This window comes from Legionellales bacterium (assembly GCA_026125385.1).
Taxonomy (GTDB): domain Bacteria; phylum Pseudomonadota; class Gammaproteobacteria; order JAHCLG01; family JAHCLG01; genus JAHCLG01.
The window spans coordinates 20598-43192 of the sequence record JAHCLG010000009.1; the positions used below are offsets into that span (position 1 = coordinate 20598).

The 22595-nt window shown below is 39.3% G+C and carries 26 protein-coding genes and 1 other RNA gene; 6 read left to right on the forward strand and 21 right to left on the reverse strand.

The genetic code is table 11. From position 1 onward, the window contains the following. Positions 1 to 7 precede the first annotated feature (7 nt). Complete coding sequence (ttcA, locus tag KIT27_05055; GenBank protein MCW5589016.1) at positions 8 to 841, forward strand: tRNA 2-thiocytidine(32) synthetase TtcA; 834 nt, start codon at positions 8 to 10, stop codon at positions 839 to 841. A 59-nt stretch (positions 842 to 900) separates the two neighbouring features. Continuing rightward, positions 901 to 1227: an outer membrane protein assembly factor BamE gene (locus KIT27_05060; protein ID MCW5589017.1), complete on the forward strand. Its 327-nt coding sequence runs from the start codon at positions 901 to 903 to the stop codon at positions 1225 to 1227. 102 nt (positions 1228 to 1329) lie between these two features. On the opposite strand, the gene KIT27_05065 is transcribed toward KIT27_05060, so the two are convergent. Together KIT27_05065 and KIT27_05070 are read right to left on the reverse strand one after the other, a co-directional pair. Further along, positions 1330 to 1599 carry an RnfH family protein gene (locus KIT27_05065; GenBank protein ID MCW5589018.1) on the reverse strand — a complete coding sequence of 90 codons (270 nt, stop codon included), beginning with the start codon at positions 1597 to 1599 and terminating at the stop codon, positions 1330 to 1332. Then, the gene (locus KIT27_05070; protein ID MCW5589019.1) at positions 1592 to 2041 is read right to left on the reverse strand and encodes a type II toxin-antitoxin system RatA family toxin; all 450 of its coding nucleotides are present in this window, start codon (positions 2039 to 2041) and stop codon (positions 1592 to 1594) included. Before KIT27_05070 ends, KIT27_05065 begins: the two co-directional genes overlap by 8 nt. A gap of 90 nt (positions 2042 to 2131) precedes the next feature. Between KIT27_05070 and smpB the strand changes: the two genes are divergently transcribed. Continuing rightward, on the forward strand, positions 2132 to 2611 hold the full coding sequence (smpB, locus tag KIT27_05075; protein ID MCW5589020.1) for an SsrA-binding protein SmpB: 480 nt from the start codon (positions 2132 to 2134) through the stop codon (positions 2609 to 2611). An 8-nt stretch (positions 2612 to 2619) separates the two neighbouring features. Here the strand turns inward: smpB and KIT27_05080 are convergent, their stop codons facing one another. Then, positions 2620 to 3138: a hypothetical protein gene (locus KIT27_05080; GenBank protein ID MCW5589021.1), complete on the reverse strand. Its 519-nt coding sequence runs from the start codon at positions 3136 to 3138 to the stop codon at positions 2620 to 2622. A 131-nt stretch (positions 3139 to 3269) separates the two neighbouring features. Between KIT27_05080 and ssrA the strand changes: the two genes are divergently transcribed. Beyond that, positions 3270 to 3683, forward strand: a transfer-messenger RNA (tmRNA) gene (gene ssrA / locus KIT27_05085). Between the two features lie 196 nt (positions 3684 to 3879). Here ssrA and KIT27_05090 read toward each other — a convergent pair. From KIT27_05090 to KIT27_05120, 7 genes are all read right to left on the reverse strand, one after another. Further along, positions 3880 to 4686 carry a metallophosphoesterase gene (locus KIT27_05090; GenBank protein ID MCW5589022.1) on the reverse strand — a complete coding sequence of 269 codons (807 nt, stop codon included), beginning with the start codon at positions 4684 to 4686 and terminating at the stop codon, positions 3880 to 3882. Beyond that, the gene (locus KIT27_05095) at positions 4683 to 5399 is read right to left on the reverse strand and encodes a hypothetical protein (GenBank protein ID MCW5589023.1); all 717 of its coding nucleotides are present in this window, start codon (positions 5397 to 5399) and stop codon (positions 4683 to 4685) included. The genes KIT27_05090 and KIT27_05095 overlap by 4 nt, the downstream gene beginning before the upstream one ends. Further along, positions 5389 to 5916: a hypothetical protein gene (locus KIT27_05100; protein ID MCW5589024.1), complete on the reverse strand. Its 528-nt coding sequence runs from the start codon at positions 5914 to 5916 to the stop codon at positions 5389 to 5391. Before KIT27_05100 ends, KIT27_05095 begins: the two co-directional genes overlap by 11 nt. A 474-nt stretch (positions 5917 to 6390) precedes the next feature. Continuing rightward, positions 6391 to 7227 (reverse strand): hypothetical protein, encoded by an 837-nt coding sequence (locus KIT27_05105; protein MCW5589025.1) that lies wholly within the window; start codon positions 7225 to 7227, stop codon positions 6391 to 6393. A 337-nt stretch (positions 7228 to 7564) separates the two neighbouring features. Beyond that, on the reverse strand, positions 7565 to 8689 hold the full coding sequence (locus KIT27_05110) for a hypothetical protein (protein MCW5589026.1): 1125 nt from the start codon (positions 8687 to 8689) through the stop codon (positions 7565 to 7567). Positions 8690 to 8751: 62 nt separating this feature from the next. Next, positions 8752 to 9792 carry a GrpB family protein gene (locus tag KIT27_05115; GenBank protein MCW5589027.1) on the reverse strand — a complete coding sequence of 347 codons (1041 nt, stop codon included), beginning with the start codon at positions 9790 to 9792 and terminating at the stop codon, positions 8752 to 8754. Continuing rightward, complete coding sequence (locus KIT27_05120) at positions 9782 to 11452, reverse strand: STAS domain-containing protein (protein MCW5589028.1); 1671 nt, start codon at positions 11450 to 11452, stop codon at positions 9782 to 9784. The genes KIT27_05115 and KIT27_05120 overlap by 11 nt, the downstream gene beginning before the upstream one ends. A 65-nt stretch (positions 11453 to 11517) precedes the next feature. Between KIT27_05120 and KIT27_05125 the strand changes: the two genes are divergently transcribed. Continuing rightward, positions 11518 to 11799, forward strand: coding sequence for a HigA family addiction module antidote protein (locus tag KIT27_05125; GenBank protein ID MCW5589029.1), 282 nt, complete (start codon positions 11518 to 11520; stop codon positions 11797 to 11799). 92 nt (positions 11800 to 11891) lie between these two features. Here the strand turns inward: KIT27_05125 and KIT27_05130 are convergent, their stop codons facing one another. Genes KIT27_05130 through KIT27_05155 form a run of 6 tightly spaced genes read right to left on the reverse strand, consistent with a single transcriptional unit; the run spans position 11892 to position 16113 of the window. Then, entirely contained in the window at positions 11892 to 12578 is a 687-nt protein-coding gene (locus tag KIT27_05130) for a hypothetical protein (protein MCW5589030.1), read from the reverse strand. Then, the gene (bla, locus tag KIT27_05135) at positions 12575 to 13492 is read right to left on the reverse strand and encodes a class A beta-lactamase (protein MCW5589031.1); all 918 of its coding nucleotides are present in this window, start codon (positions 13490 to 13492) and stop codon (positions 12575 to 12577) included. The genes KIT27_05130 and bla overlap by 4 nt, the downstream gene beginning before the upstream one ends. 21 nt (positions 13493 to 13513) lie before the next feature. Further along, positions 13514 to 13840, reverse strand: a complete 327-nt coding sequence (locus KIT27_05140) for a hypothetical protein (GenBank protein MCW5589032.1) — start codon at positions 13838 to 13840, stop codon at positions 13514 to 13516. Further along, the gene (locus KIT27_05145) at positions 13816 to 14163 is read right to left on the reverse strand and encodes an Abi family protein (GenBank protein MCW5589033.1); all 348 of its coding nucleotides are present in this window, start codon (positions 14161 to 14163) and stop codon (positions 13816 to 13818) included. Before KIT27_05145 ends, KIT27_05140 begins: the two co-directional genes overlap by 25 nt. 16 nt (positions 14164 to 14179) lie before the next feature. Beyond that, positions 14180 to 14674 carry a GyrI-like domain-containing protein gene (locus KIT27_05150; GenBank protein MCW5589034.1) on the reverse strand — a complete coding sequence of 165 codons (495 nt, stop codon included), beginning with the start codon at positions 14672 to 14674 and terminating at the stop codon, positions 14180 to 14182. Continuing rightward, positions 14674 to 16113, reverse strand: a complete 1440-nt coding sequence (locus KIT27_05155; protein ID MCW5589035.1) for an oligopeptide:H+ symporter — start codon at positions 16111 to 16113, stop codon at positions 14674 to 14676. Before KIT27_05155 ends, KIT27_05150 begins: the two co-directional genes overlap by 1 nt. Positions 16114 to 16458: 345 nt before the next feature. Between KIT27_05155 and KIT27_05160 the strand changes: the two genes are divergently transcribed. After that, on the forward strand, positions 16459 to 18591 hold the full coding sequence (locus KIT27_05160) for a hypothetical protein (protein MCW5589036.1): 2133 nt from the start codon (positions 16459 to 16461) through the stop codon (positions 18589 to 18591). A gap of 36 nt (positions 18592 to 18627) precedes the next feature. On the opposite strand, the gene KIT27_05165 is transcribed toward KIT27_05160, so the two are convergent. From KIT27_05165 to petA, 5 genes are all read right to left on the reverse strand, one after another. Continuing rightward, positions 18628 to 19011 carry a ClpXP protease specificity-enhancing factor gene (locus tag KIT27_05165; protein ID MCW5589037.1) on the reverse strand — a complete coding sequence of 128 codons (384 nt, stop codon included), beginning with the start codon at positions 19009 to 19011 and terminating at the stop codon, positions 18628 to 18630. A gap of 11 nt (positions 19012 to 19022) precedes the next feature. Then, positions 19023 to 19661 (reverse strand): stringent starvation protein A, encoded by a 639-nt coding sequence (gene sspA, locus KIT27_05170; GenBank protein MCW5589038.1) that lies wholly within the window; start codon positions 19659 to 19661, stop codon positions 19023 to 19025. A 210-nt stretch (positions 19662 to 19871) separates the two neighbouring features. Further along, a complete protein-coding gene (locus KIT27_05175) occupies positions 19872 to 20603 on the reverse strand; it encodes a cytochrome c1 (GenBank protein ID MCW5589039.1) in 732 nt (243 codons plus the stop codon). A gap of 44 nt (positions 20604 to 20647) precedes the next feature. Then, positions 20648 to 21862, reverse strand: coding sequence for a cytochrome b N-terminal domain-containing protein (locus KIT27_05180; GenBank protein MCW5589040.1), 1215 nt, complete (start codon positions 21860 to 21862; stop codon positions 20648 to 20650). Then, the gene (petA, locus tag KIT27_05185) at positions 21859 to 22488 is read right to left on the reverse strand and encodes a ubiquinol-cytochrome c reductase iron-sulfur subunit (protein ID MCW5589041.1); all 630 of its coding nucleotides are present in this window, start codon (positions 22486 to 22488) and stop codon (positions 21859 to 21861) included. The genes KIT27_05180 and petA overlap by 4 nt, the downstream gene beginning before the upstream one ends. Between the last annotated feature and the right edge of the window lie 107 nt (positions 22489 to 22595).

Genomic DNA, 22595 nt, shown 5'->3' on the forward strand with positions numbered 1-22595 from the left:
TAAAATTATGTTTACCCATTCAACCATTGAAAAAAAATTACTTCATTATACCGGCAAGGCCATTCATGATTATAAAATGATTCAACACGGTGATCGGGTCATGGTGTGTTTATCGGGTGGGAAAGATTCTTTTACGCTACTTTGCCTGCTCTATCTATTGCAATTACGCGCAAAAGTTAAATTTGAATTACACGCATTTACCTTAGATCAAAGTCAACCCGGCTGGGACGACAGCCAATTACGGGCGTGGTTTACTCAGCATCGTATTCCTTTTACCATTTTAACCCGCGATACCTATTCCATCGTCAAAGAAAAAATCCCTGAGGGTAAAACATTTTGCTCACTCTGCTCACGTTTACGGCGCGGGATTATTTATCGTTACGCCAAAGAACATGGGTTTAATAAAATAGCGCTGGGACATCATCGCGATGATTTAATTCAAACCGTATTAATGTCGATATTCTATTCTGGCGAAATTCGCTCGATGCCGCCCAAACTCTTAACCGACGATAAACGCCACATTGTGATCCGCCCTTTAAGTTATTGCCAAGAAAAAGATATTATTGTCTATGCCAAGGAACAACAATTTCCGATTATTCCCTGCAATTTATGTGGCTCGCAAACGAATTTAGCGCGTCAACGCATCGCTAATTTATTGCAACAACTCGCTAAAGACAATCCCAAAATTCCTAGCAATATGTTACACGCGCTGCAAAGCGTGAAGCCAAGTCAATTAATGGATCGCAATTTATTTGATTTTGCTGGCTTAGAGGACATGCTAACCACAGAAAATCAATCCACAGTCGATGAGGTAGAAAATTGCGTTTATGATTGGGAATAGCTTCACAAACCCTTAGCACTTCGTTATCATGACGTCCAGTATCAGCAAAGGATAGACGAATGAAGAGATTAACTCGCGTTATTATCAGTGGCCTAGCCGCCCTATTATTAAGCGGCTGTAAACCACTGTTATCGCAAATTCATTTAGTAAACATTCAACAAGGTAATGTCATTACCCCACAAATGGTGCCACAACTTCACCGTGGAATGACTAAAGCACAAGTCGAAGAGATTATGGGAACTCCCGTATTAAATAATACCTTCCGTCCCAATCGCTGGGATTATGTGTATACGGTGGATAATGTTGGCCAACCTAAATTTGAAAAACGGGTTACTATTGTGTTTGACCAAGCTTCGCGGGTAAGCCAAATTATTGTCACCAACTAAGGCATATTACCAATTCACTCGGTCAGACGGAGTTCGTTGTTTTTGAGCAATAGGATACAATTTATCCAAACTCAATGAGCAGGCTCTTAATGCTTATTGTCGCTATTTTCGCGCACGCACGCGCCGCGCCTGTTTCGGATCGATAAGCAAGGGTCGATAAATTTCTATGCGATCGCCTGATTGTAAGACGTGATTTAAATTAATTTTTTTGCTAAAAATACCCACACACAGTGTGGCAAGGCTTAATTCTGGAAAACGCTCTATTATCCCCGATTGAATAATGGCTTCCTCGGCAGTAGTACCTGCTGGAATTTTCAGCCCTATAAATTCTTGACGCTCGACATTATCGTAAACAATTTCGATGTTAATCATGGGTTTCTCGTTTACCATAGACTTCGATAGCCCGTTTGCGAAAAGAATCCACCAGCGTATTAGCCACTTGTTGGAATAACGGACCAAACGCCAAGCTAATTAATTTTCCCGCAAATTCAAATTCTAAATTCAATGACACTCGACACGTCTTTTCATTCAGCGCATCAAAAAGCCAATAACCTTCTAAGCGTTTAAATGGCCCTGAGATTAATTTGACTTGGATCATTTTATGCCGTTGCATGCGATTACATGTGGTAAAACATTTACTGATCCCACCCCGGGCAAAACACAAACTGGCTTGAATTTCATGTTCGTTATGAGAATGAAGGGTGCTAGATTGACACCATGGGATAAATTGCGGATAGGCTTCGATATCATTTACGAGATCGAACATTTCCGCACAGGTATAGGGAACAATGGCTTGACGACTGATTTCTGGCATAACGCGCGCATTGTCGATGATTTTTTCCTTGAAAACAAGAAAAAATTTATTTCGCATCTTTAAGCCTAATCGGTATATAATTCGTGCGCTATGAGTAAACATAAATTCACCCCAGATGACAATAAAACTATCGCGCTCAATAAAAAAGCGCGTCACGATTATTTTATTGAACAACAATTTGAAGCAGGCGTGGTATTACGCGGCTGGGAAGTGAAAAGTTTGCGCGCAGGCCGCGTGCAACTCACCGACAGTTACGTGTTAATTCGCGACGGTGAATTGTGGCTGCTTGGCTCGCACATCACCCCGCTTAACTCCGCCTCCACCCACGTCGAAACCGATCCCACGCGCACCCGCAAATTATTATTGCAACGGGCTGAAATCGATAAACTTATTGGCGCTGTCGAACGTAAAGGCTATACGTTGCTGGTGTTATCGTTATATTGGAAAAAGCAACAAGTCAAAGCAAATATTGCCCTGGCTAAAGGTAAAAAACTTTACGATAAACGCGCCACCGAAAAAGAACGCGATTGGAATCGCGATAAAGAGCGTTTAATGCGGAGTCGGTATTAAATTCTAGGCTAATTTTGAAATTTATTTCTTTTTCCTTCAGCGGATTTGTAATCATCATCAGTTTGTTCAGAGGATTGATTTGATGAACCCATATGCTCAGCATTTACCACTTCTATTGTATTAACAGATTCAATGCTATTATCTTCATCATTATTCAGACTACTCATTGTGTTTATTTGAGGTGTAGTATTCGACCCAATATATATTGGATTAATAGGCGGAGAAGAATTGAACTGCGAAATTAAATGTTGGCGAGTTGGGAGATCGTTTGAAGTAGCATGTATATAATTTAAGTTTCTTAGTATAGTTAGAGCATAGGATAGATAATCTTGTTCTAGTGTAGCAAAACCTATTGGGTCTAGCCGAGATATAGTATCCAGATCATTATTTGGTAAGTCATTACTATACTGAGGAAAATTTAACCGAGCGAACAAAACTGAATGAGTATCTGTTTGGTTATCTGTTTGGTTATCTGTTTGGTTATCTGTTTGGTTATCTGTTTGGTTATTATGAGTATTATTAGACATTACAAGGTTCCTATTTGTTATTATTGATTAAATATTCAACTCAATTCATGCTGAAGTATACCCGACATTGCACAGAAAAAAAATACCTTTCTCCCAAAATTATGATATACTTCTCTGCTAAACTTGAATATGGGGGCGATTTGGCTTCGACGCGGATTGCAAAACCCAAGGTGCATGTCGAGGATGTAACTTCCCTCGTAAAACCAGTTACAAATTTATAGTTGCAAACGATGTAAACTATGATGACGCACAAGGAGAAGTTGCTCTAGCTGCCTAATCGCAGTCGGAGTTAACCACTCTTTCTGGCCGACAAAAAAGGCCCGTCCCTTTGCCTACACTTGTTTGTGGGTGTAAAGCAGGGGTCATTTCTCACAAACTCGCTTGATTGGTTGTCTTGCCCAATTAAGTTAAACCTTTAAGACTCGTAACCATTCATCTCTGCCCATCGAGAACAGTGGTTATTAAAAGCAATTGATAGGGACAAACATGTAGATCTGCGGGCGGAGGGTTTGCGGACGCGGGTTCAACTCCCGCCGCCTCCACCATTTGAACTTCCAATGAAATCCCAAAATGTCCAAAACCCCTTAGAGCCTGTTCAAAATCTCCAAGCTTGAGTCAGAAAGTGTCGATTTTTGAGCACCGGAGCACGCAGTTTACACGAAGTAAATGAGCAGCGGAGCACAAAAAATCAGCAAGATACGGCCAGCAGAGTAGAATTGTCAACATGCCCTAACTGGATTTTTAAATGTTTATTAACTCCTGCAGCCCTGGCTGATAATATTCAGCGTTACCAGCTTTAACGAGTAAATTAACTAATGGCTGATAATGCGCAGCACTATGTGTGTGACCACACAAGACTAAAAACTCTACTGCAGGATTATCCTTAGCTACTCGCAGCAACAAATCTCCCATAACTTTTGATCCAAAATAAGGAAGCCAATTAGCATCACTAACTTTTCCTTGATGCAAACAAGTTTCTTTAAATGGTGGCACATGAGTTAACACGATAATATTTTTTGGGTGCTGCTTGAGTGCCAATAATAAATTTTCTTGTAATTGCAATGCATCCCTCTCTGCAAGCTGCTGCATTTTATTAAGCAACTGAAATTTCCCAATAATTTTAGCCTGAAATAAATCAGCGATTAAATGGCTATCATTTAATACTATTCTGCTATTGGCATAATCACCATAACGCGCATCAGCCCAACCGTCATGACCCACTAGTATTATATTCGTGGTTAATACTTGCATGCCAACTGCGGGTAACCAATAGAGTAATTTTTCTGCCTGTGTCAGCTCTACCATCTCTTGACGCACTTCATCTACTTGGCCGTGATAATAATCGTGATTGCCTAATACAAAATAGATTGGTTTATTGAGCGCAACACTCATCTCTTTGAGTAGAAAACTTATAGAGGGTGCTTCAGCAATATCACCACTGATCAATACAGCATCACTATCTTCATGAGTAATTGTCAAATAAAAATTATTCCTTTTTTGCTTATCCAAAAAATTGAGATGAATGTCTGTTAACCAAGTTAGTTTCATTTGTGCTCTTTAATGATATCTTTAAGTTTCTGTTCGAGTATTTCAATTCGTGAATCCGCTAAACCACCATATTGTACAAAATGCCCTGGAATTGCCCCATGAAATGCACGATTATCACTGATCTCGCTCAATATCATAATTAAATAATTTTTTAACTTTTCATCAGAAGCGAGAATCTCATCTACTATTTCAGTGCGTCCATCTAAAATGGAAATAATATCCTCAAAATCATGGCTAGCATAAAAATCCATTTTTCCTCTTGTTTTAAAGGCTTCAAACTTAGTTGCAAGAAAATAAGGTGCAGTAATGATCCTTATAGTCATATTGCCTGTCAAATGATGAATAGCTGATGCCGTGATTGCTTCTTTATACCACTGATTGCCAAATCCCAAAATTTTTTCATCTGTCGGCATTATATCCAAAATTAGTTCATCGTAAAACCAACGGCATATCACATCTTCCATTAAAGATTTTTTAAATCCCCTCGAAGTTAATTTCTTTTCTAATTGATGATACTGACTTAAAGAAATAACATCCACGATACAATCTACGTCTATTGTATATCGAACATCAGGAACTGCTTTATCGGTGATTAAAAGACCCGTAGTACAACCTCCTACAAAAACGACTTCTTTACATATTTCACCTAGTCTTATTGCTATAAGTTCGAGGGTTTTAATATTAGAAGATATAGCAGATGATTTATTTTGCATGTGCCAATTTTTCCTTTAAAAGTACGGTAGCTAAATTACGTTCTCGTGCTCGTCCTGCTCTAATAGCATCGACTAAAACTAACAATTCATAAAAAGATTGATCTGGATGTTCTCGAATTGCTTTTGTTACTGCTGGATGGATAGGCTTGAGCGCTACACCTCTGTGTTCTCCTAGTGGATCAGGCCACACGGGAATTGGATCATTTCCCAACACAATTTTACCTTGAAATATTGGAGCAGCGACTGCTGTGGGAGTACCTCGCGTATATTCTCCTAGTTTTCCTGGAAAGAAAAATTTAATACCGCTAATTAAAAATTCTTCCGCTGCATTGATATTTGGAAAAAGCTGTCCTTGTTTATTTTTTCTTAATAAGCTCGCTTCTTCTAACCGCTTAATACCGCCGTTTATTTCCGACAAACTAATACTTAATGCTTCAGCCAATTGGCGCTGTGACCAATGAACGTCTGGATTGGCCAAAAGTTTTATGAATACCACACAGTCTTGGGGTTTAAGCATAATACGGTACCTCTATAATATTAACTTAAGCTTAGCACAATTGATCTAAGTTCGCGAACACAGAACGTTCTCAATTTGCGAACCGCGAACGATTTACATAGGAACACTTCTATTATAAAGATGTAACAAATTGATTAATAATAAAAATTAGCATATCGTGAACTTTCCAGTGCGGCAAGCAAATTCATTTGCTGACAAGTGGTTAAAAATGCTTTTGCATCCATCTCCCAAGGCGCTATAACCGGCATAATAATACAAAAACCCCAAATTCAGCTCTCGAAAGAATAAGCGTCAATTATAAGGATTCGTCGATATCCTTTAAATCCAAAGTTAGCCCAACACAACCATGTATACTCAAAACAATTGGATTTTAGGCGAGGCGCCGAGTTAAAAATACAAAGGTGTGTCTATTGAAATACTTAACTGAGGAGCTTTAACGAGGCAACACCGTTTAAATTACACGCCATCAACTTATCATTTATCTTTTTTTCCCTTGGGCAAAGATGGTAAATAATTTTCTGCTGAGACCACTTTCTTTTTCGTTTTATTTTCTAACTCTACTCTTGCTTTCTTAGCAATATTACCGCCTTTTTTGCTAGCAATTTTATTCTCTTCCATTCCTGTGGCTTCAGTGCTTTCTGCAATCTGGCGTGTTGAAAGTTCAGCGAGTGCAGTGAAAATTAATTCTGCTTCGCTCATATGATCACGTAAATTTTGAGTTTGCAATCCTTTCAATTTTTTATGATCTTTAACACTAATGCCTGACCATTCTTGATGGATAATATTCGTCAGGATCGCGAACTCTTCACCTTCTTTAATATCATGATCCTTCCAATAGTCGGTTAATTTGTTGCGGGTTTCTTGCCCCATCATGCGTTGTTGGATCCACTTCTCACTGCGCCCATGTTTCTGCCATGTTTCGCGAGCGCGATTAAGTGATAACGCGGGATCAGCCATTTCTTGCATGCGTTCATAACCGACTTTTGCTAGCCATAATTTAATGGGTTCAGCTTTAGGACTGGGGACTGATTGCACTAAACGTAATAATGTTTCAGCACTTGCCACATCGGTAAGATATTTTTTGCCATCCGCAGCCTCTAATTTCAGTCGGTTACATTTTGTAACCGACTCACTACCTTCTTTTTTAAGTCGATTTTTCAATACCTTCCAATAATTTCTGGCAGCTTGATAATCCGGCTGCTGAGTCAACGCTTGAATAATATCAACAACTGAGAAAAACCAGGTTTCTGTTTCTTCATCATAAATACGACGGATTTGGTAATCTTCAAAAATGGCTAGGTTGGTTTTCATGTGGGCTCCATGTCATTGACCGTTAGTTAATTAATGCTAAAAACACAGTTTACATTGTTTTGAATCAACCAAATACGAAGAAATAGTGCTTTTTGCTTCACTTAAGTTTTAGTAGCCTACGAGAGGCGGTATCAAAACCATTTCGAAGCATAACCGAGTGGCGTCAACCGACGAAGATAAATATTAGCCTTCATGATGCGCTGATGACTGGTTTTTCCTGCATGTTGCAGAGTTAACGGATAAGCAATGTCAAGCCTGTCGAATGCCTTGGCGCCCCAAAAAGGGTTACTTCAATGGGTCAAACCTCCCTAACATGAGAGCATCAATTATTGAAACGTTAATATTCAAATAATTCAGCCAATACCTCATTTAAATTCTTGGCATGATGTTTCGATAAGGAACTTCTTTTGCTTTGCCGGTTGAGCCAGAGTTTTAAGGCTTTGATGTCCGAAAATGTTGCCAAATCTTTACTGATAGTATTTTTTATTTGAGTTAACTCAACCTGCTGTTCTCGCATAAACCATTCTATTTGTTGTGGCTCGCGGTAATAAGGCGGAATATTAAAATGGAAATTAATTTGTTGTTGAATGCAGTAAACTTCTTCTTGAAGTGTATTTAATTGTCGTTGCAATACGCGGTTGTAGGATTGCAAGTGATTATCTGATATAGCATCAATGTCAGATTGATTGGTTTGCTCTATAGTAATTTGCAACTCTAAGAGTGATAGTAAATCTTGTTTTTTGTAGGCAATATTCGCTTGTTGCATGAGTTCACTTTTGCGTTGTTTTTCTTGCTCGTCCATTTCTCTATCGGGATGAAGTACTTTGGTAAGTTGCCGAAATATCGTTTTTATCGATTGGCTTTCCACGGCAGCTTGTTCCGCTTGTTTTTTTTCTGCTTTACTTGGTTTTTTCTTGGCTTTTTGCGCAGGCTCTTCAGATTGTTGTTTCTCGGCTTGTTGTTTTAGCATGGCGATAAATTCATCAATTGATGATTCGGAATTAAAATCAAATTGATCACCTAAATCGACATCTAGCACTTCTTCTATCTCAGCTTGAAGCTGAGCATAATGTTCTTTTTTATTATCATCAAAATTTTCATTATGATAAAAATTGTAAATTCGTTTTGCTTCCTCGCTTTCATCATTATTGACACAGTAATGAGATAATTCCTGAATGAGAGAGTACAACTTTTGATTTTGGATCGTGGTCAGGGATTTATGTTGGTACCATTTATCCAGTTGAATTAATAGCTTTAAACGTAGTTCACTGACTTCTTTGGATAACGGTAAAATTCGACTCGCATAAAATTTTTTCACTTCATCATCAATTTTTAACCAATCTTGTAACTGTTCTTTAGTACGTTGAATACCTTTGGTGAGACGGTTAAACTTTTTTTGAGCAGATGATAGTTGTTGGGTTGATACATTAACGCCTGCTTGAATCGTGGTTAATTGTTTCAAAATAGTTCTCAATAAATTGCTATTATCAATAGGATGTGTTTTACCTTAAACATGAGGCACCGTCAAGTCGTGTTGTTTTTTTTCAAAACCATTTGGATAAACTGAGCTTTAGCTGTGGTATATGCTTCACGATCATTTTTATAACGATCGGCCAATGTTTCTTTGAGTTTACTATATTGCTCACGTAAACGGGCATTTTGATTAAGCAAATCTCTAAACGCCACATAATGTTTGAATTCATTACCCATCGTCATAATATGAAGATGATGTGATCGCTTGATACCAAACGGTGGCATGCCTTTAAAAAAGCGCGCGTGGGTTTTATCGGGATTATCAGGCCAATCTACATAACCCATCGCTTGTAAGGATTCAGTCCAATGGCTGAATTCGTGATTATTTTCTAGCGCAATAACAATATCAATAATCGGTTTCGCACTTAATCCTGTTACAGCGGTGCTGCCTATATGCTCTAGGGCTAAATACGGTAATTGAATAACCTGTTTAATGGCATTAATTTCAGCAACGGCTAATTTTTTCCAATTGGGATCATAAGGCTCTAATATAATTTGATCGTGAGCTTGTAGTTGATCTGATTTTGCATTACCTGTGCGATAATCGATAGTACGAATAAAAGATTCTTTGCCTTGATTATAAAAATCAATATCCAGCGGAAATTGCTCAGCGAGGCAACGTTTAATCCATGAATAGGCTTTAGCTTCATTCGGATGCGATCGCAAATAATCTCGGAATGCTAAATGCCGATTAATTTCTGGGTGTCCTTGCTCAAATAGATGAAGATGATGTGTTCGTACTATTTTATTTTTAAGATAAAATCGTCTACCAGGAATGCCAAATTCACCTCGGCACTCATAACCTAAGTTTTCAAACACTGAATTGAGCTTATCAATCGCTGATAAATCTTTCACAATCGCTAAGAGATCAATCACAGGCTTGGCGTAAATATCAGGGATGGCCGTACTGCCGATATGATGAAGCGCGAGACAATGATTGGCTACACTATTATGTAACGTTGCGGCTTCCAGCTTAAATTGGGTGATCCACTCCGAGTTCGGTGGTACCAGTTCAATTATTCTATTTATCATAGTGCTCTACCAATTCTTCAAGAGAAATGGATAACTCTTTTAAACTATCTGCTAACGTGGGAAAAATACTTTGTTTGGTTAAAAAGGGTAACAGATCCATTCTGTTTAATTTTGCACTGACCTTAGGATTTGCCTCACAGATACAAATCTTTATGTTGAGCTGATGATATTTTTTAATTATTTCATAAAACATTTCCATTCCTGTAATATCCATAAATGGAACTTCTTGTAAACGAAAAATGACAATTTTAGGAACAGAGGTTTTAAGTGTTAACTCACGTTCTATTTTTTTGGCTACACCAAAAAATAAAGGGCCGGTGATTGTATAGATCAATAAATCAGTGGGAAAAAGAGGCGAATTATTAACAGAAGATTTAAATTGCTCAGTAGAATAAGCTTGCGCTTCCACACTCACCGTTTGATAAACACGACGCACAAATAATAACATGGCTAAAATCACACCAACATTCACCGCAATCACTAAATCTGTAAAAATTGTTAAGATAAAAGTAGTGCCTAACACCATAAGATCATAATGTGGTGCTTTCTTAATTAGGAAAGTGATCCGCGGAATATCACTCATATTATATGCGACCACAAATAAAATAGCAGCAAGACAACATAAAGGAATATTACTCGCTAATGGCGCTAATAAAATTAATGTCAGAATTAGAAACACTGAATGAGTTATAGCAGCAATGGGACTATTACCTCCATTTCGCACATTCGTAGCCGTTCTAGCAATCGCGCCAGTTGCCGCAAATCCGCCGAATAAGGGTGAAAAAATATTTGCAATGCCTTGTCCAATTAATTCCTGATTAGAATCGTGGCGTGTATTCGCCATAGTATCTGCTGCTGTTGCAGATAATAGCGATTCAATCGCCCCCAAGAGTGCAATGGTAAAAGCAGGTCCAATTAATTGAAAAGTGTGAGTCAGCGTAATTGGTGGAATAATTAAATTCGGTAAATGTTGAGGAATAATGCCAAACGTCGTACCTAAAGTCGCCACAGTTGAAAAATGAAAATAGTATTGTATTCCAGTCACTACTAACATAGCTAGCAAAGGTCCTGGTAGTCGTTTAAAAAGTTTTGGTGTGAGGATGGTTAATAGAATGCTTAATAATCCCAAGAGCGTGGTGACAATATTTAAATGTGGTAACGCTTGTAATAAGCCAATTAATTTTTGATGAAAATGCGCATTGAGTGGAAGGTGAACAGTTAAACCAAAAAAATCTTTCCATTCTCCAACAAAAATAATCACACCAATGCCGCTGGTAAAACCAATAATAACTGGATCTGGGATAAATTTAATAATATTGCCTAATTTTAAACATCCCATCACGATTAAAATAAAACCCGCTATAAGCGTTGCAATTTGTAACCCACTCACTCCATACTGAGCGGTAATATTAGCTAAAATGACAATAAACGCTCCCGTGGGTCCAGCAATTTGCACTTGGCTACCACCAAAAATTCCCACACATAATCCCGCCACAATTGCCGTATAAAGACCTTGCTCTGGCCGCACTCCAGAAGCAATCGCAAATGCCATTGCTAGCGGTAATGCCACTATTCCTACAATTATACCGGCAATTAAATTAGGTAAAAAATATTTGGACTGCAGTAATCCTGCTTTATAAGATTCAATAATGGCTATCATAGTATTTAAATCCTGAATACAATACACTATGTATTTAATAGCAAAACTAACGAAGGAATTATTTTATGAAAACTCCCCTTCATCCTGGTGAAATTTTATTAAAAAATTTTTTGGAGCCATTGGGAATTTCACAAAGACAACTCGCACTGCATTTAGGTTGGAGTTACGCCAGACTGAATGAAATTATTAATTTACACCGCGGCATCACCGCCGACTCTGCATTATCTCTTGCGGAGTCGCTTGGCACAACACCTGAATATTGGTTAATGTTACAGTTGCACTGGGATTTATGGCACGCACAGAAAACTCATGTGCGCGTAAAACCATTTGCAGTCCATCAAAAATAACCATTACTACCTATATCGATATACAGTATATATAAGCTACGATTTAAAACAAGAGGTGCGCACTTAAATTGAATTCTAAAACTACCTTAAGTCTATTTAACCGCCCACTGAATTTTTTCCGCTGTTTTTTTTCCGATACCGGCCATTAATTGCAAATCCTCAATACTTGCTGTGATGACGTTTTCCACAGAACCAAACGATGCTAATAATTGCTCCGCGCGTTTAGGACCGATGCTCGGTAACGATTGTAAAATATGGAGTTGTAATTTTTTCTTGCCTTTCGGGCGACGCACTTTGCTGGCGTAAGCAAGATTCGAAATGGAATGAGCTTGTTTGGCGGTATAGAGCATTAATTTTGCGGTTTCAAGTGGCGTTTGACTGCGCAAAACGGGAATACCCAAAATAACACTCACACTAATTAAGGCGCCTTGCATGGCTTCGCGACTGACACCAATTTCATTAAGTTGTGATGCACTGCCCTCAATAATAAAAATGCCTCGTTTTTTGGATTGTGCCAAACGTTGTGCTTGGCTAAAAAGTCGTCCATCAATAATCGATTGCGCGTAATCTCGCAACGTTTTACGTTCGAAAAGAATAGTATCTAAAAATTGATAATCTCCCAGAGGGAGAAATTCAAAACGCAGATTAATATGGATATCATTTTCCAGATACTCAACAATCTGATTATTTTTCTCACGAAAATCGATGATAATTTCGATCATAATTGGGCTATCATTAGCTAAAGATACTAGCATTTCATGATGAAATTTATTTTTCAAGCCGTTGCATTTTCTTGAAAGCAAAGGTCTTGTTTTGAAAATTCATTTAACACAAAATGAGTTATAGAAGCCACAATATCATCTCGGTATTTTTCATCATGATGGTTTCGTACTGTATAAATGGCTAATACGATAGGTTTACACAGTGGCGACCACAAAATACCCAGATCATTAGCAACGCCGTAACTACCCGAACCTGTTTTATCGGCAACATTCCATCCCAGTGGTGTTGCTTGACGTATTCGCCGATAGCTGGTGGTATTATTTCTCATCCACGCCATGAGCTGTGTTCGTAAATGCACTGTTAAAACATCACCCAATGTTAATTTTTGTAATGTTAGCGCCATATCTTTAGGCGTAGCAGCGTCTTCATGATGATTGGGATTTGAATTTAAACTGCCTTCGTAATGCGCCATATCAAAAGAGAGATTACCAATAGCATGAGCAAAAGCAGTTACCTCTTTGGGGCCACCTAGCTTTTTGGTAATAAGATTCGCTGCGGTATTATCACTATAAATCATGGCAGCTGCTGCGAGCGCTTGCAACGAAAGTCCCTGTTTGAGATATTTTTTTGATACTGGAGAAAAAGCCATTAAATCGTTTGCTGAATAAATGACTTTTTGATCTAATAGATTTTTAAATTTTTCGCTGTGTTTTAATAATGCAGCCACCACCATTAATTTTGCCGTGCTTTGCACAGGAAAATACTCATTTTCTCGATAAGCAACAATGTGATTAGTATTGGTATCGATAGCATAAACCCCGATTTTTCCATCCAAACGTTTTTCAAGCCTCTCAAATTTTTTTTGCGTTGCTGTTAAGGTTATGACTGGGGTATTAGCAAATACAGAAACGCAAAAAAATATCGTCATCATAACGATTAAAAAGCAATGCCGTTTTAAAAATTGCAACATATTAAATACCTTGAATATTTTTTATAAAATAGCAGTTTGTTGATAGTATTCTCTAAAGTGCTTTTCATCTTTCAAACCCAGCGCCACCATTAACTCTGCTCGACTCATCTCACCTTGCAATATTGTTAATAGCTTTTTGACTTCGGGGGTAACTTGTTCGGTTATCACGGTGTCAGCGTCAAATCCAACATGTATTGGTAACCGAATCAAAAAATAACTGCGGTCTTCATCCGTTTCAAAAATAGCATTGACAAAACTCTGTCTCAGTCCTAAACTTATTATTAATATGACTGACGCCTCTGCACTTGTGTACGCGTCAGTTCTCATTTTTGCCTCTGAAGCAGCCATTGATCCCAGTTTTCACAAATTCCAAAGTCCTCCAGCGTTAATATACTGTTTCGGGAAAGCGGATAATTACGTAGTAATTCTACCCCTCTCCGTATCCAACTTGAGTTAGGACAAATTACATTTAGCAAATGCGCCATCATAGCGAAATACATAAAAGGTCGCTTATTTTTCATCTCTGGCCAAGTTGCTGGACACGGTGAAATCTCCAATATATTGATATTCCACAAACGACTGTGATGAGCTGAAACATTACGAATAAAATTTAAACTACGTAACCATTTAGAAAGTGTTGCGCCATCACTTAGACCATATTTTTTAGCAATTTTATTTTTCTAGGGCTTATTCAACCACACCCACATAAATATCTACGATTGCATGATTTAAGTCTGCGGCTTTTTCATCGTAAATTTCAAAATCGGCTTGATAGCGGCGTTTGCCGCCGAGTTCTTGTTCGGACATTTTCCAGATGGATTGCCAAATAGTAATCACTATTTCAGGCATTTTCCCTGGCTGTGTGGTGATTTTTTGATAGTGAGAGGCGGGAATTATTAAAGTATTCAATTGAGAAAGAGTTTGATCGGTGAAAGAATCCACGGCTTCTCCAAAAAAATACGTATAATCGCCGTGTTCATCGCTGGCATAGTCGGTGTAGACCGAATAGGTAACACCGGGAGAAATGCGATGCTGAATGCGATCCGCGCATTGATTTTCCCAATAATGTTGGATCAATTTGCCAATTTTAGCGGTTTTAGGATCGAGTTCGTTTTGATTATTCGTTCGAACACTTAAACCGACTAATTGGATAATCCCTAATTCAACTTTTTCAGTTTTCATTAATTAATAAGCTTGTTTAAGGTGGGTCTCATCATCCACATTAATAAAGAGACCGCCGCCGTCACACAGCCAACTTCCAAAAATACATGGCTGTAAACATGCAAACTGCTTAATGCTGAAGGAATGGCGGAAATATCCGTGGGGGCAGTAAGTGCGCCAACCCAAGCACCTAAGGGGCCTGCTAACATATTGGTTAACCACCACATCCCCATCACAAAACCACTCATGTATTCTGGGCACAATTGCGCAACCATGGCTAAACCTAACCCTGAAATTAATAGTTCGCCGGTGGATTGTAGGAAATAGGTTAATACCATCCAGTTAGGAGAAATGAGTCCGGTGGTGCTGTAAATATTAGGGATCGCCAACACTAAAAATGCTCCGGCGCAAAGCGTCATGCCAATACAGAATTTAGTAACGTGAGTAGAGGCTTGTGCTTGATACCACCAAGCTAAAATGGGGGACATGATCACGATGATAATCGGATTTAAGACTTGATATTCTGCAGCGGGAATGTGCCAATGAAAAAATTGATTATTCACATTATGGAGCGCAAAAAAAGTGAGCGAGGTCGGCATTTGATTATAGAGGACGTAAAATAAAATGCCTTGCAACATGAGGATAAAGGAAACAATCATGCGTTTACGAACTATTCCTTGCATCGAAAACGTAATTTTTAAATAGTATAAAAAGGCTAACGTCACCACCGTGTAAACGATGGCATTACAAATATTCGTGAATTGCAATAGCGGTGCTATGATAACAGCGGCAGCAATACTGCCAATAATCACTACACCTAATCTAAACTTATTCAGCGGACGATTTTCAACCTCAGTGTTATAAGGATCTAGGGCTTTATAAGAAACAAAAAAATTGCCTAAGCCTAAAAATAAACCTGCCGCACAAATCCAAAATGCACTCGACCAACCATAATTTTCGGCCACAATCGGTGTTATCGACATGGAGATCATGGAACCTACGTTGACTGCCATGTAATAATACGTCATCGCCGCATCGAGCGCGCGCGCATCTTTGGCAAACATTTTAGAAATAATGGAGCTGGGATTAGCTTTAAATAAAGAATTACCCACGATAATTCCTGATAACGCATAAAAAATCGTGTGAGAATTCGAAAGCGCGAGCAAGACATACGATAGCATTAGCACAATCGCACCAATAACTAAAGTTCTTCTGGCGCCCAGATATTTATCGCCAATCCAACCGCCTAACCAAACAAAACCATAAGCCAAGGCGCTGAATGATCCGAACACATAAAAACTTTGCGCTTCGGTGTATCCTAGGGATTTCACAAAAAAAAGTGTAATGATTGCTTGAACGCCATAAAAACCAAAACGTTCCCACAACTCGACTGCCCATACCACCCAAAAAGGTTTACCGAATTTTGTGGACGATGTTGTGTTCTCTAATGTCATTTCCATTACCTTTCCTCACGAGATGAGTTGCGTGTGTCACCTTACCGATTGTATGATAGGTTGTAAATACTTAAACCAGCCGAGGAGTTTACCACTCTTTTTAAAAAATTGCTCGGACTTTATAGGGTTATATTCGTATAAAACCTTATCTTTTAATAAAAATTATGCATTTGTCGCGTATTTATAACAGCTTACCGCTGGAAAAACAAGCACTCTGGGGAAATAAACTGTGATACACTTTGGGCAAGATTTACGTCGCGAGTGTGGCTTGAAATTGTCGAGCTTCACCCACAGATCGTCAGCGTAGATTATAATTATAAAGAGAAATCGTATTCAACAGGTCACTTCCCTATGCCAAATAATAACAACATTGTTGCCTTCTTTTGTGGCACCGGTCTTGAAGCTTCGGAACACAGCGACATCCCCGATGACGCGTATTTGGCGTTAAAACAGCATTTTCCTGAAGATAGTGGGACAGAATTATTTGGCATCGATGGCTGCCATGTTTCGGCACCTATCACTCGAGGAATATTTGGCTTTGGCGTGGAGGAACAAGCGGATGAGTTTATTAAGCATTTAAACATTAAATTAAATCAAACTACGAGTAATGAAATTCGAGTTAATTTAATTGGTCATTCGCGTGGAGCATTGGCCGCTTTATTAGCAGTAAAAAAAATTCAAGCCGATCCAAGATTGAATAAGAAAGTCAAAATCACCCTCGATTTGCGCGATCCGGTGCCGGGCAATTTACCCATCACCACCGCCCTACCCGATGCCTTAGTGCTGGCGAATCAGGTAAAAGATTTAAGCGATTGCACGATTGTGGATAAAGCTTATTTAACTTTTTTTGAAGAAGGGTTTTCACCAAAAGCATATTTTGATGTTTTAATTCCCAATTTTGCCGCGAATACACGAGTGGAAATTGAGGCGTTGCCTGGGGATCATGCGGTACAAGAGCAAAGAGAGCATTTAAAAATTTATAAAAAAAATTTCCCTGCTAATATATTAAATTTTTTAGAAGAAAATAAAGATAAGGCCAACAATATAATCGTCAAACATGAAATAGAAAAATTATTATCTTCCCATAAGGAAGCTTGTGATAAAGACTTAATTAAATTCAGTTGGGATATTATAGAATTTTTAAAAACAAATTCAAATTTTCCTGAATTCACTGCATGGTATCATGAAAATTCTTCTAAAAAACATTACGCTCACTTATTATTTAAACTCGGAATCGAAAAATCTTTGGGAATATTACTCAAAGATAAAGCGCTTAACTCAGTGCAAAATAACCCCCAAGGATCAGAAGACGATCTGGAGCAAACTAACACTAATAATCAAGTGGCGCTCTATCGTCAAATATCAGAACACTCACTCTTCAAAACGCAAATGCTTTCCACAAAATATAACCGAGGTATCCACTTCGGCGGAAAATGGTCGGTGAATGCGAATGATGAAGACATCAATTGCATTAATACGCGTCATGCACGATTAGCAAAGCTTAAAAATATCAAACCTCGATATACTATTTCTCACCCCTACTCCAACTTTCATCGCGATTGTTATGATGTGGTGGGCGAATATAATATGGAAATTTTACGTCTGTGGAATTTATCCCAAAATGAGAGCGATAAAAAAATACTTTTAGAGTTATACATCGATGACAATTCCTTTAATTCCTTGCTCAACAATTCAAAAAAAAGAAATGAAATCAGAAAGAATTTAATAGAAAATCTATCATCAACTGCTAGCTCGCCTAACTTAGACAAAAAAACATTACGTGCTCTACAAACCGCCATTGCCAAACTAGGAACTCTGGTTTATTTAAATACGCTAGATGAAGCGTGCGAAAGTGATGCTACCCAATCAGAATTCAATAATAAGCTCCAAGCTGATGCTGATAATAAAACACAACACGAAACCAACACAAATACTGAAACTCACTCAACGCCTACCTCCCCTCAATCTTCAGCCCTAGTCAATTTAAAAAAAGCCTTACACGCCGACATTGAATATCAAATTCAACAAGGAAAAACCTATGCTGAGATTAGCCAAAGTAAAGCCGTGAATATTGCGAATGAAACTCCAGTATTACTTAAGGACTTAAATGGTAAAACTCCTGACGAAAAAATTAAACTCATCGAAAAGTTTCATACTCAACATCACCTACTTTCACCAAAACCCACGATTCAAAAACGCTTTGTGCAAGCATTAAATCTTTTGGCATCGGTATTAATTGGCACTATTATCGGTGCGGTGACAGGATTTGTGATTGGTTGTGCCATTGGCAGTGTCAGTGGTCCTGGGGCTATTCTCACAGGTTTAACTGGCGCCTTTTTGGGTGGAATTAAAGGCGCGAAAGCCGGTGTGCTGTATCAGGGGATGTTAATGGGGGTGTTAGTAGGTCATAAGCGCGCCAACACCATTGCCAATAATTATGCGCCCAGTGAAGCGGTGCAAGCGAGTTTATTGCAATTGAAATAACTTCAACTCAACAATCATGACCTCGCTCACCCAAAACTATTTAACCACGGTCAGCTTAGGTTTGCCGCCTTTACTGCTAGGTGGTGGCGGCGGTGGTTCATCTTCGCCGATATCATCTTCGGAAAAAACCATGCCGCGTCCATTTTCATGCGCATAAATCGCGACCACAGAATGAATAGGCGCGTAAACTTGCATGGGCACGCCAGAAAATTTCGCATTGAATTCGATAAGACGATTGGTGATCGATAAATCGCGCACGGCTAATTGTGAAATATTTAAAACGATTTTACCATCGTCGACGTATTCTTCAGGAATTTGCGCGCCAGGTTTGGTGGCATCGATTACGATATAAGGCGTGCATTTATTATCGATAATCCAATCGTAAAATGCGCGAATAAGATAAGGTCTGGTTGATGTCATTTTGTATACCATTATTTTAACGATTCCGCGGCGATTTCGCGCTCGGTTTCGGAGAGGCTGGCTTGAAACGCATCGCGATCAAACAAACGTTGCGCATAGTGTTTTATGGCTTTTGCCGAATTGCCAAATTCAATTCCATATCGCGGTAAACGCCATAATAATGGGGCTAAACAACAATCGACTAAGGTAAATTCTTCGCTTAAGAAAAAAGGATTATCCGCAAAAATGGGCGCAATACCACCCAGACTATCTTGCAATTCTTTACGAATATTGGCACACGCGCTTAAATTATTGCTATCGATTTGTTGCGCTAAGCGATACCAATCGCGTTCGATTCGATACATCATTAACCGACATTGCGCGCGTGCAACCGGATAAACCGGCATTAACGGAGGATGCGGAAAACGCTCGTCCAAATATTCCATGATAATTGGCGATTGATACAATACTAAATCGCGATCCACTAATGTGGGCACCGTGTGATAAGGATTAACATCGGCTAATTCCGCAGAATGGTGTGCGGGATCGATATCCAACACGTCCACTGTCACGCCTTTTTCAGCCAGCACAATGCGAACCTGGTGGCTATATAAATCGAGCGCACCAGAATAAAGAGTCATAACTGAACGTTTATTGGCAACCACGGCCATAATACCTCACTCCTAATGAAACCTGTGCATTATAGGGGATTTAGATAGGACTTGAGAAGCCCAAATGTTTATTTTCGTGCGAATAAAATACCTCGGAACTCATTTCTTGACTATTTTTGCTGGATGATTTTGCATAGCGCACATGAATTAGCACGCATCATTGGTATGACCACGCTCAATGATCTCGCCACAAGCTGCAAAAAGTTCACATCAATGAATGTCTTTCCAGTATTCGCGTTTCAAGAGATAGGCCACGACCGCAAATACCGCTAAAAAAATCAATACCCAAATGCCAATGCGATGCTGTTGTTCGCGCATGGGTTCGGCAGTAAAACTCAAAAAATTCACCAAATCCTTAACCGCTTGATCGAATTGTTCTGCATTCATTGAACCATTATTTTGCGGTTGAAGCTGATCAAATACTTTCACCGTTTTGGTTTCGCCATTTACTTGATGAACCTCTTCACGATAAATGGCAATTTGATCGCCTTGCAAAGGTAATAAAACGTTGGGCATGCCCACATCGGGAAAAATTAAATTATTCGCTCCCCACGGACGATTGGGATCGCGATAAAACGTGCGCAAATACGTATAAAGCCACGCTGCCCCACGCACGCGTGCCACTAAGGTTAAATCGGGAACGGCGGTACCAAACCAAATATTGGCATCTTGATTACTCATGGAGGTAAGAATGTGATCGTGAATTTTAGCCTCAGTAAAAATTAAATGATCTTTGACTAAATCTTCGTGCAGATCCCCATAATCATCGGTAATACCAACACCTTGCGCGAGTTGGCTGTAGCGCATATAGCCCAGCGAGTGACAACCGGAGCAATAATTCATGAATAATTTTGCCCCGCGTTGCAAAGACAGTTTATCTTGATAATTCGCTTTATATGGAAATAAAGCAATCGTCGATTCGCTGGCTGCCCACGACATCATAGGCAGTAAACATAGTATGAATATCCCTAATAAACTGCGCTGTTTCACTGGTCCCTCACTCGCGATGGCACTGGTTTGGTAGAATCGTATTTTGAATAAATCGGCATTAAGAGAAAAAAGGCAAAATAAATAATGGTAAATACTCGCGCTAAAAACGAATAGACGGGAGTAACCGGTTGCACGCCTAAAAATCCGAGCACAATAAACGAAATCACAAATAAAATTATGGCAATGCGGGTGAGTGGTCCACGATAACGAATGGATTTGACTTTGCAGCGATCAAGCCATGGCAGCACGAATAAAATCGCAATGGCCGCTGCCATAATAATCACGCCCCATAATTTATCGGGCACGGCGCGCAACATCGCATAAAACGGTGTCATGTACCATACCGGCGCAATGTGAGCGGGCGTAACTAAAGGATTAGCAGGAATGAAATTCGCGTGTTCGAGAAAATAGCCATTCATGGCAGGTGCGAAAAATACTACTAAGAAAAATACAATTAAAAAAACGATTACACCAAATAAATCTTTGACGGTGTAATAAGGATGAAATGGAATGCCATCGAGGGGAATACCCTGATCGTTTTTATGATCTTTAATTTCAACACCATCGGGATTATTTGAACCCACTTCATGCAAGGCGACTAAATGAATAAACACTAAAAAAATCATGATCAACGGCAGTAAAATCACATGCATCGCAAAAAAACGATTTAACGTGGCACTCGACACATTAAAATCTCCGCGGATCCAAGTCACTAAATGATCGCCAATACCTGGAATAGCACCAAACAAAGAAGTGATCACTTGCGCGCCCCAAAACGACATTTGCCCCCACGGTAATAAATATCCCATGAAAGCTTCTGCCATTAAGGTTAAATATAAGGCCATGCCAATTAACCATACCAATTCGCGTGGTTTTTTATAGGAGCCATAGATAACGCCACGAAACATATGCGCGTAAATCACAATAAAAAAGAAGGAAGCACCCGTTGAATGCAAATATCGCAATAACCAACCATAGTTGACATCACGCATGATAAATTCCACCGAGGCAAACGCATCTTTGGCGGTGGGCGTATAATACATGGCGAGCCAAATACCGGTAATAATTTGATTGGCAAATACCACAATGGCTAGCGATCCAAAGAAATACCAAAAATTAAAATTTTTCGGCGCATAATATTCGGCGAGATGCTTTTTCCAAAATTTAGTGAGAGGATAACGCGCATCAATCCAAGCTAATAAACGACTCATACTGCTTTCCCTGTCGTATCTTTACCGATAATTACGGTATGATCATTAATAAACATGTGTGGTGGAACTTCTAAATTAATCGGCGCTGGCACACCTTTAAACACGCGTCCCGCCAAATCGAAAGTGGAGCCATGACACGGACAAAAAAATCCGCCTGGCCAATCGTCGCCTAATTGATCGAGATAAGGACGGTAAGTCGGAGAGCAACCCAAGTGCGTGCAAATACCCACGAGAATTAAATAGTCTTCGTGGATTGCACGATGAAGCGCATTGACATAATCGGGTTGTTGTTCGGTGACAGCGGAATTAGGATCGCGCAATTGCGCTAAATGTTCGGCTTTTTTTAAACGCACGATATCGTCAGAGGAACGACGAATAATCCACACTGGTTTACCACGCCATTCGACAATTCGCTTTTCGCCCGGCAACATTTCACTTAAATCGACTTCGACGGGCGCGCCTGCTGCTTGCGCTCTAGCGCTTGGCATCCAGGATGATAAAAAAGGAATGGCTGCGTAAATTGCGCCAATTCCACCCATGAATGAAGAAAGTGCGACTAAGAAACGTCGGCGTCCTGAATCGATGAGTGATCCAGGTTTATTATCGTGACCATCCTTTGCAACCATGCATTATCCCCTATAAAATTGGCGCACCTGCCAACTTGTTGTTTGATAATGACAAAACTTGAGGAAAAGCGCAAGAGTGTAGGTTTCGGAATTTATTGGATAAGGGA

What these genes read in the sequence shown, in the direction of transcription:
- sspA (MCW5589038.1), bottom strand. Translation starts at nt 19,661, where the DNA reads ATGGCCGTGGTTGCCAATAAACGTTCAGTTATGACTCTTTATTCTGGT.
- KIT27_05150 (MCW5589034.1), bottom strand. Translation starts at nt 14,674, where the DNA reads ATGAAAACTGAAAAAGTTGAATTAGGGATTATCCAATTAGTCGGTTTA.
- KIT27_05095 (MCW5589023.1), bottom strand. Translation starts at nt 5,399, where the DNA reads ATGCAAAATAAATCATCTGCTATATCTTCTAATATTAAAACCCTCGAA.
- KIT27_05165 (MCW5589037.1), bottom strand. Translation starts at nt 19,011, where the DNA reads ATGACATCAACCAGACCTTATCTTATTCGCGCATTTTACGATTGGATT.
- KIT27_05100 (MCW5589024.1), bottom strand. Translation starts at nt 5,916, where the DNA reads ATGCTTAAACCCCAAGACTGTGTGGTATTCATAAAACTTTTGGCCAAT.
- KIT27_05105 (MCW5589025.1), bottom strand. Translation starts at nt 7,227, where the DNA reads ATGAAAACCAACCTAGCCATTTTTGAAGATTACCAAATCCGTCGTATT.
- KIT27_05065 (MCW5589018.1), bottom strand. Translation starts at nt 1,599, where the DNA reads ATGATTAACATCGAAATTGTTTACGATAATGTCGAGCGTCAAGAATTT.
- KIT27_05115 (MCW5589027.1), bottom strand. Translation starts at nt 9,792, where the DNA reads ATGATAAATAGAATAATTGAACTGGTACCACCGAACTCGGAGTGGATC.
- KIT27_05140 (MCW5589032.1), bottom strand. Translation starts at nt 13,840, where the DNA reads ATGGCTGCTTCAGAGGCAAAAATGAGAACTGACGCGTACACAAGTGCA.
- KIT27_05175 (MCW5589039.1), bottom strand. Translation starts at nt 20,603, where the DNA reads ATGATGTCGTGGGCAGCCAGCGAATCGACGATTGCTTTATTTCCATAT.
- KIT27_05155 (MCW5589035.1), bottom strand. Translation starts at nt 16,113, where the DNA reads ATGGAAATGACATTAGAGAACACAACATCGTCCACAAAATTCGGTAAA.
- KIT27_05090 (MCW5589022.1), bottom strand. Translation starts at nt 4,686, where the DNA reads ATGAAACTAACTTGGTTAACAGACATTCATCTCAATTTTTTGGATAAG.
- KIT27_05160 (MCW5589036.1), top strand. Translation starts at nt 16,459, where the DNA reads ATGCCAAATAATAACAACATTGTTGCCTTCTTTTGTGGCACCGGTCTT.
- KIT27_05070 (MCW5589019.1), bottom strand. Translation starts at nt 2,041, where the DNA reads ATGCCAGAAATCAGTCGTCAAGCCATTGTTCCCTATACCTGTGCGGAA.
- KIT27_05125 (MCW5589029.1), top strand. Translation starts at nt 11,518, where the DNA reads ATGAAAACTCCCCTTCATCCTGGTGAAATTTTATTAAAAAATTTTTTG.
- petA (MCW5589041.1), bottom strand. Translation starts at nt 22,488, where the DNA reads ATGGTTGCAAAGGATGGTCACGATAATAAACCTGGATCACTCATCGAT.
- KIT27_05180 (MCW5589040.1), bottom strand. Translation starts at nt 21,862, where the DNA reads ATGAGTCGTTTATTAGCTTGGATTGATGCGCGTTATCCTCTCACTAAA.
- KIT27_05120 (MCW5589028.1), bottom strand. Translation starts at nt 11,452, where the DNA reads ATGATAGCCATTATTGAATCTTATAAAGCAGGATTACTGCAGTCCAAA.
- smpB (MCW5589020.1), top strand. Translation starts at nt 2,132, where the DNA reads ATGAGTAAACATAAATTCACCCCAGATGACAATAAAACTATCGCGCTC.
- bla (MCW5589031.1), bottom strand. Translation starts at nt 13,492, where the DNA reads ATGTTGCAATTTTTAAAACGGCATTGCTTTTTAATCGTTATGATGACG.
- KIT27_05060 (MCW5589017.1), top strand. Translation starts at nt 901, where the DNA reads ATGAAGAGATTAACTCGCGTTATTATCAGTGGCCTAGCCGCCCTATTA.
- KIT27_05080 (MCW5589021.1), bottom strand. Translation starts at nt 3,138, where the DNA reads ATGTCTAATAATACTCATAATAACCAAACAGATAACCAAACAGATAAC.
- ttcA (MCW5589016.1), top strand. Translation starts at nt 8, where the DNA reads ATGTTTACCCATTCAACCATTGAAAAAAAATTACTTCATTATACCGGC.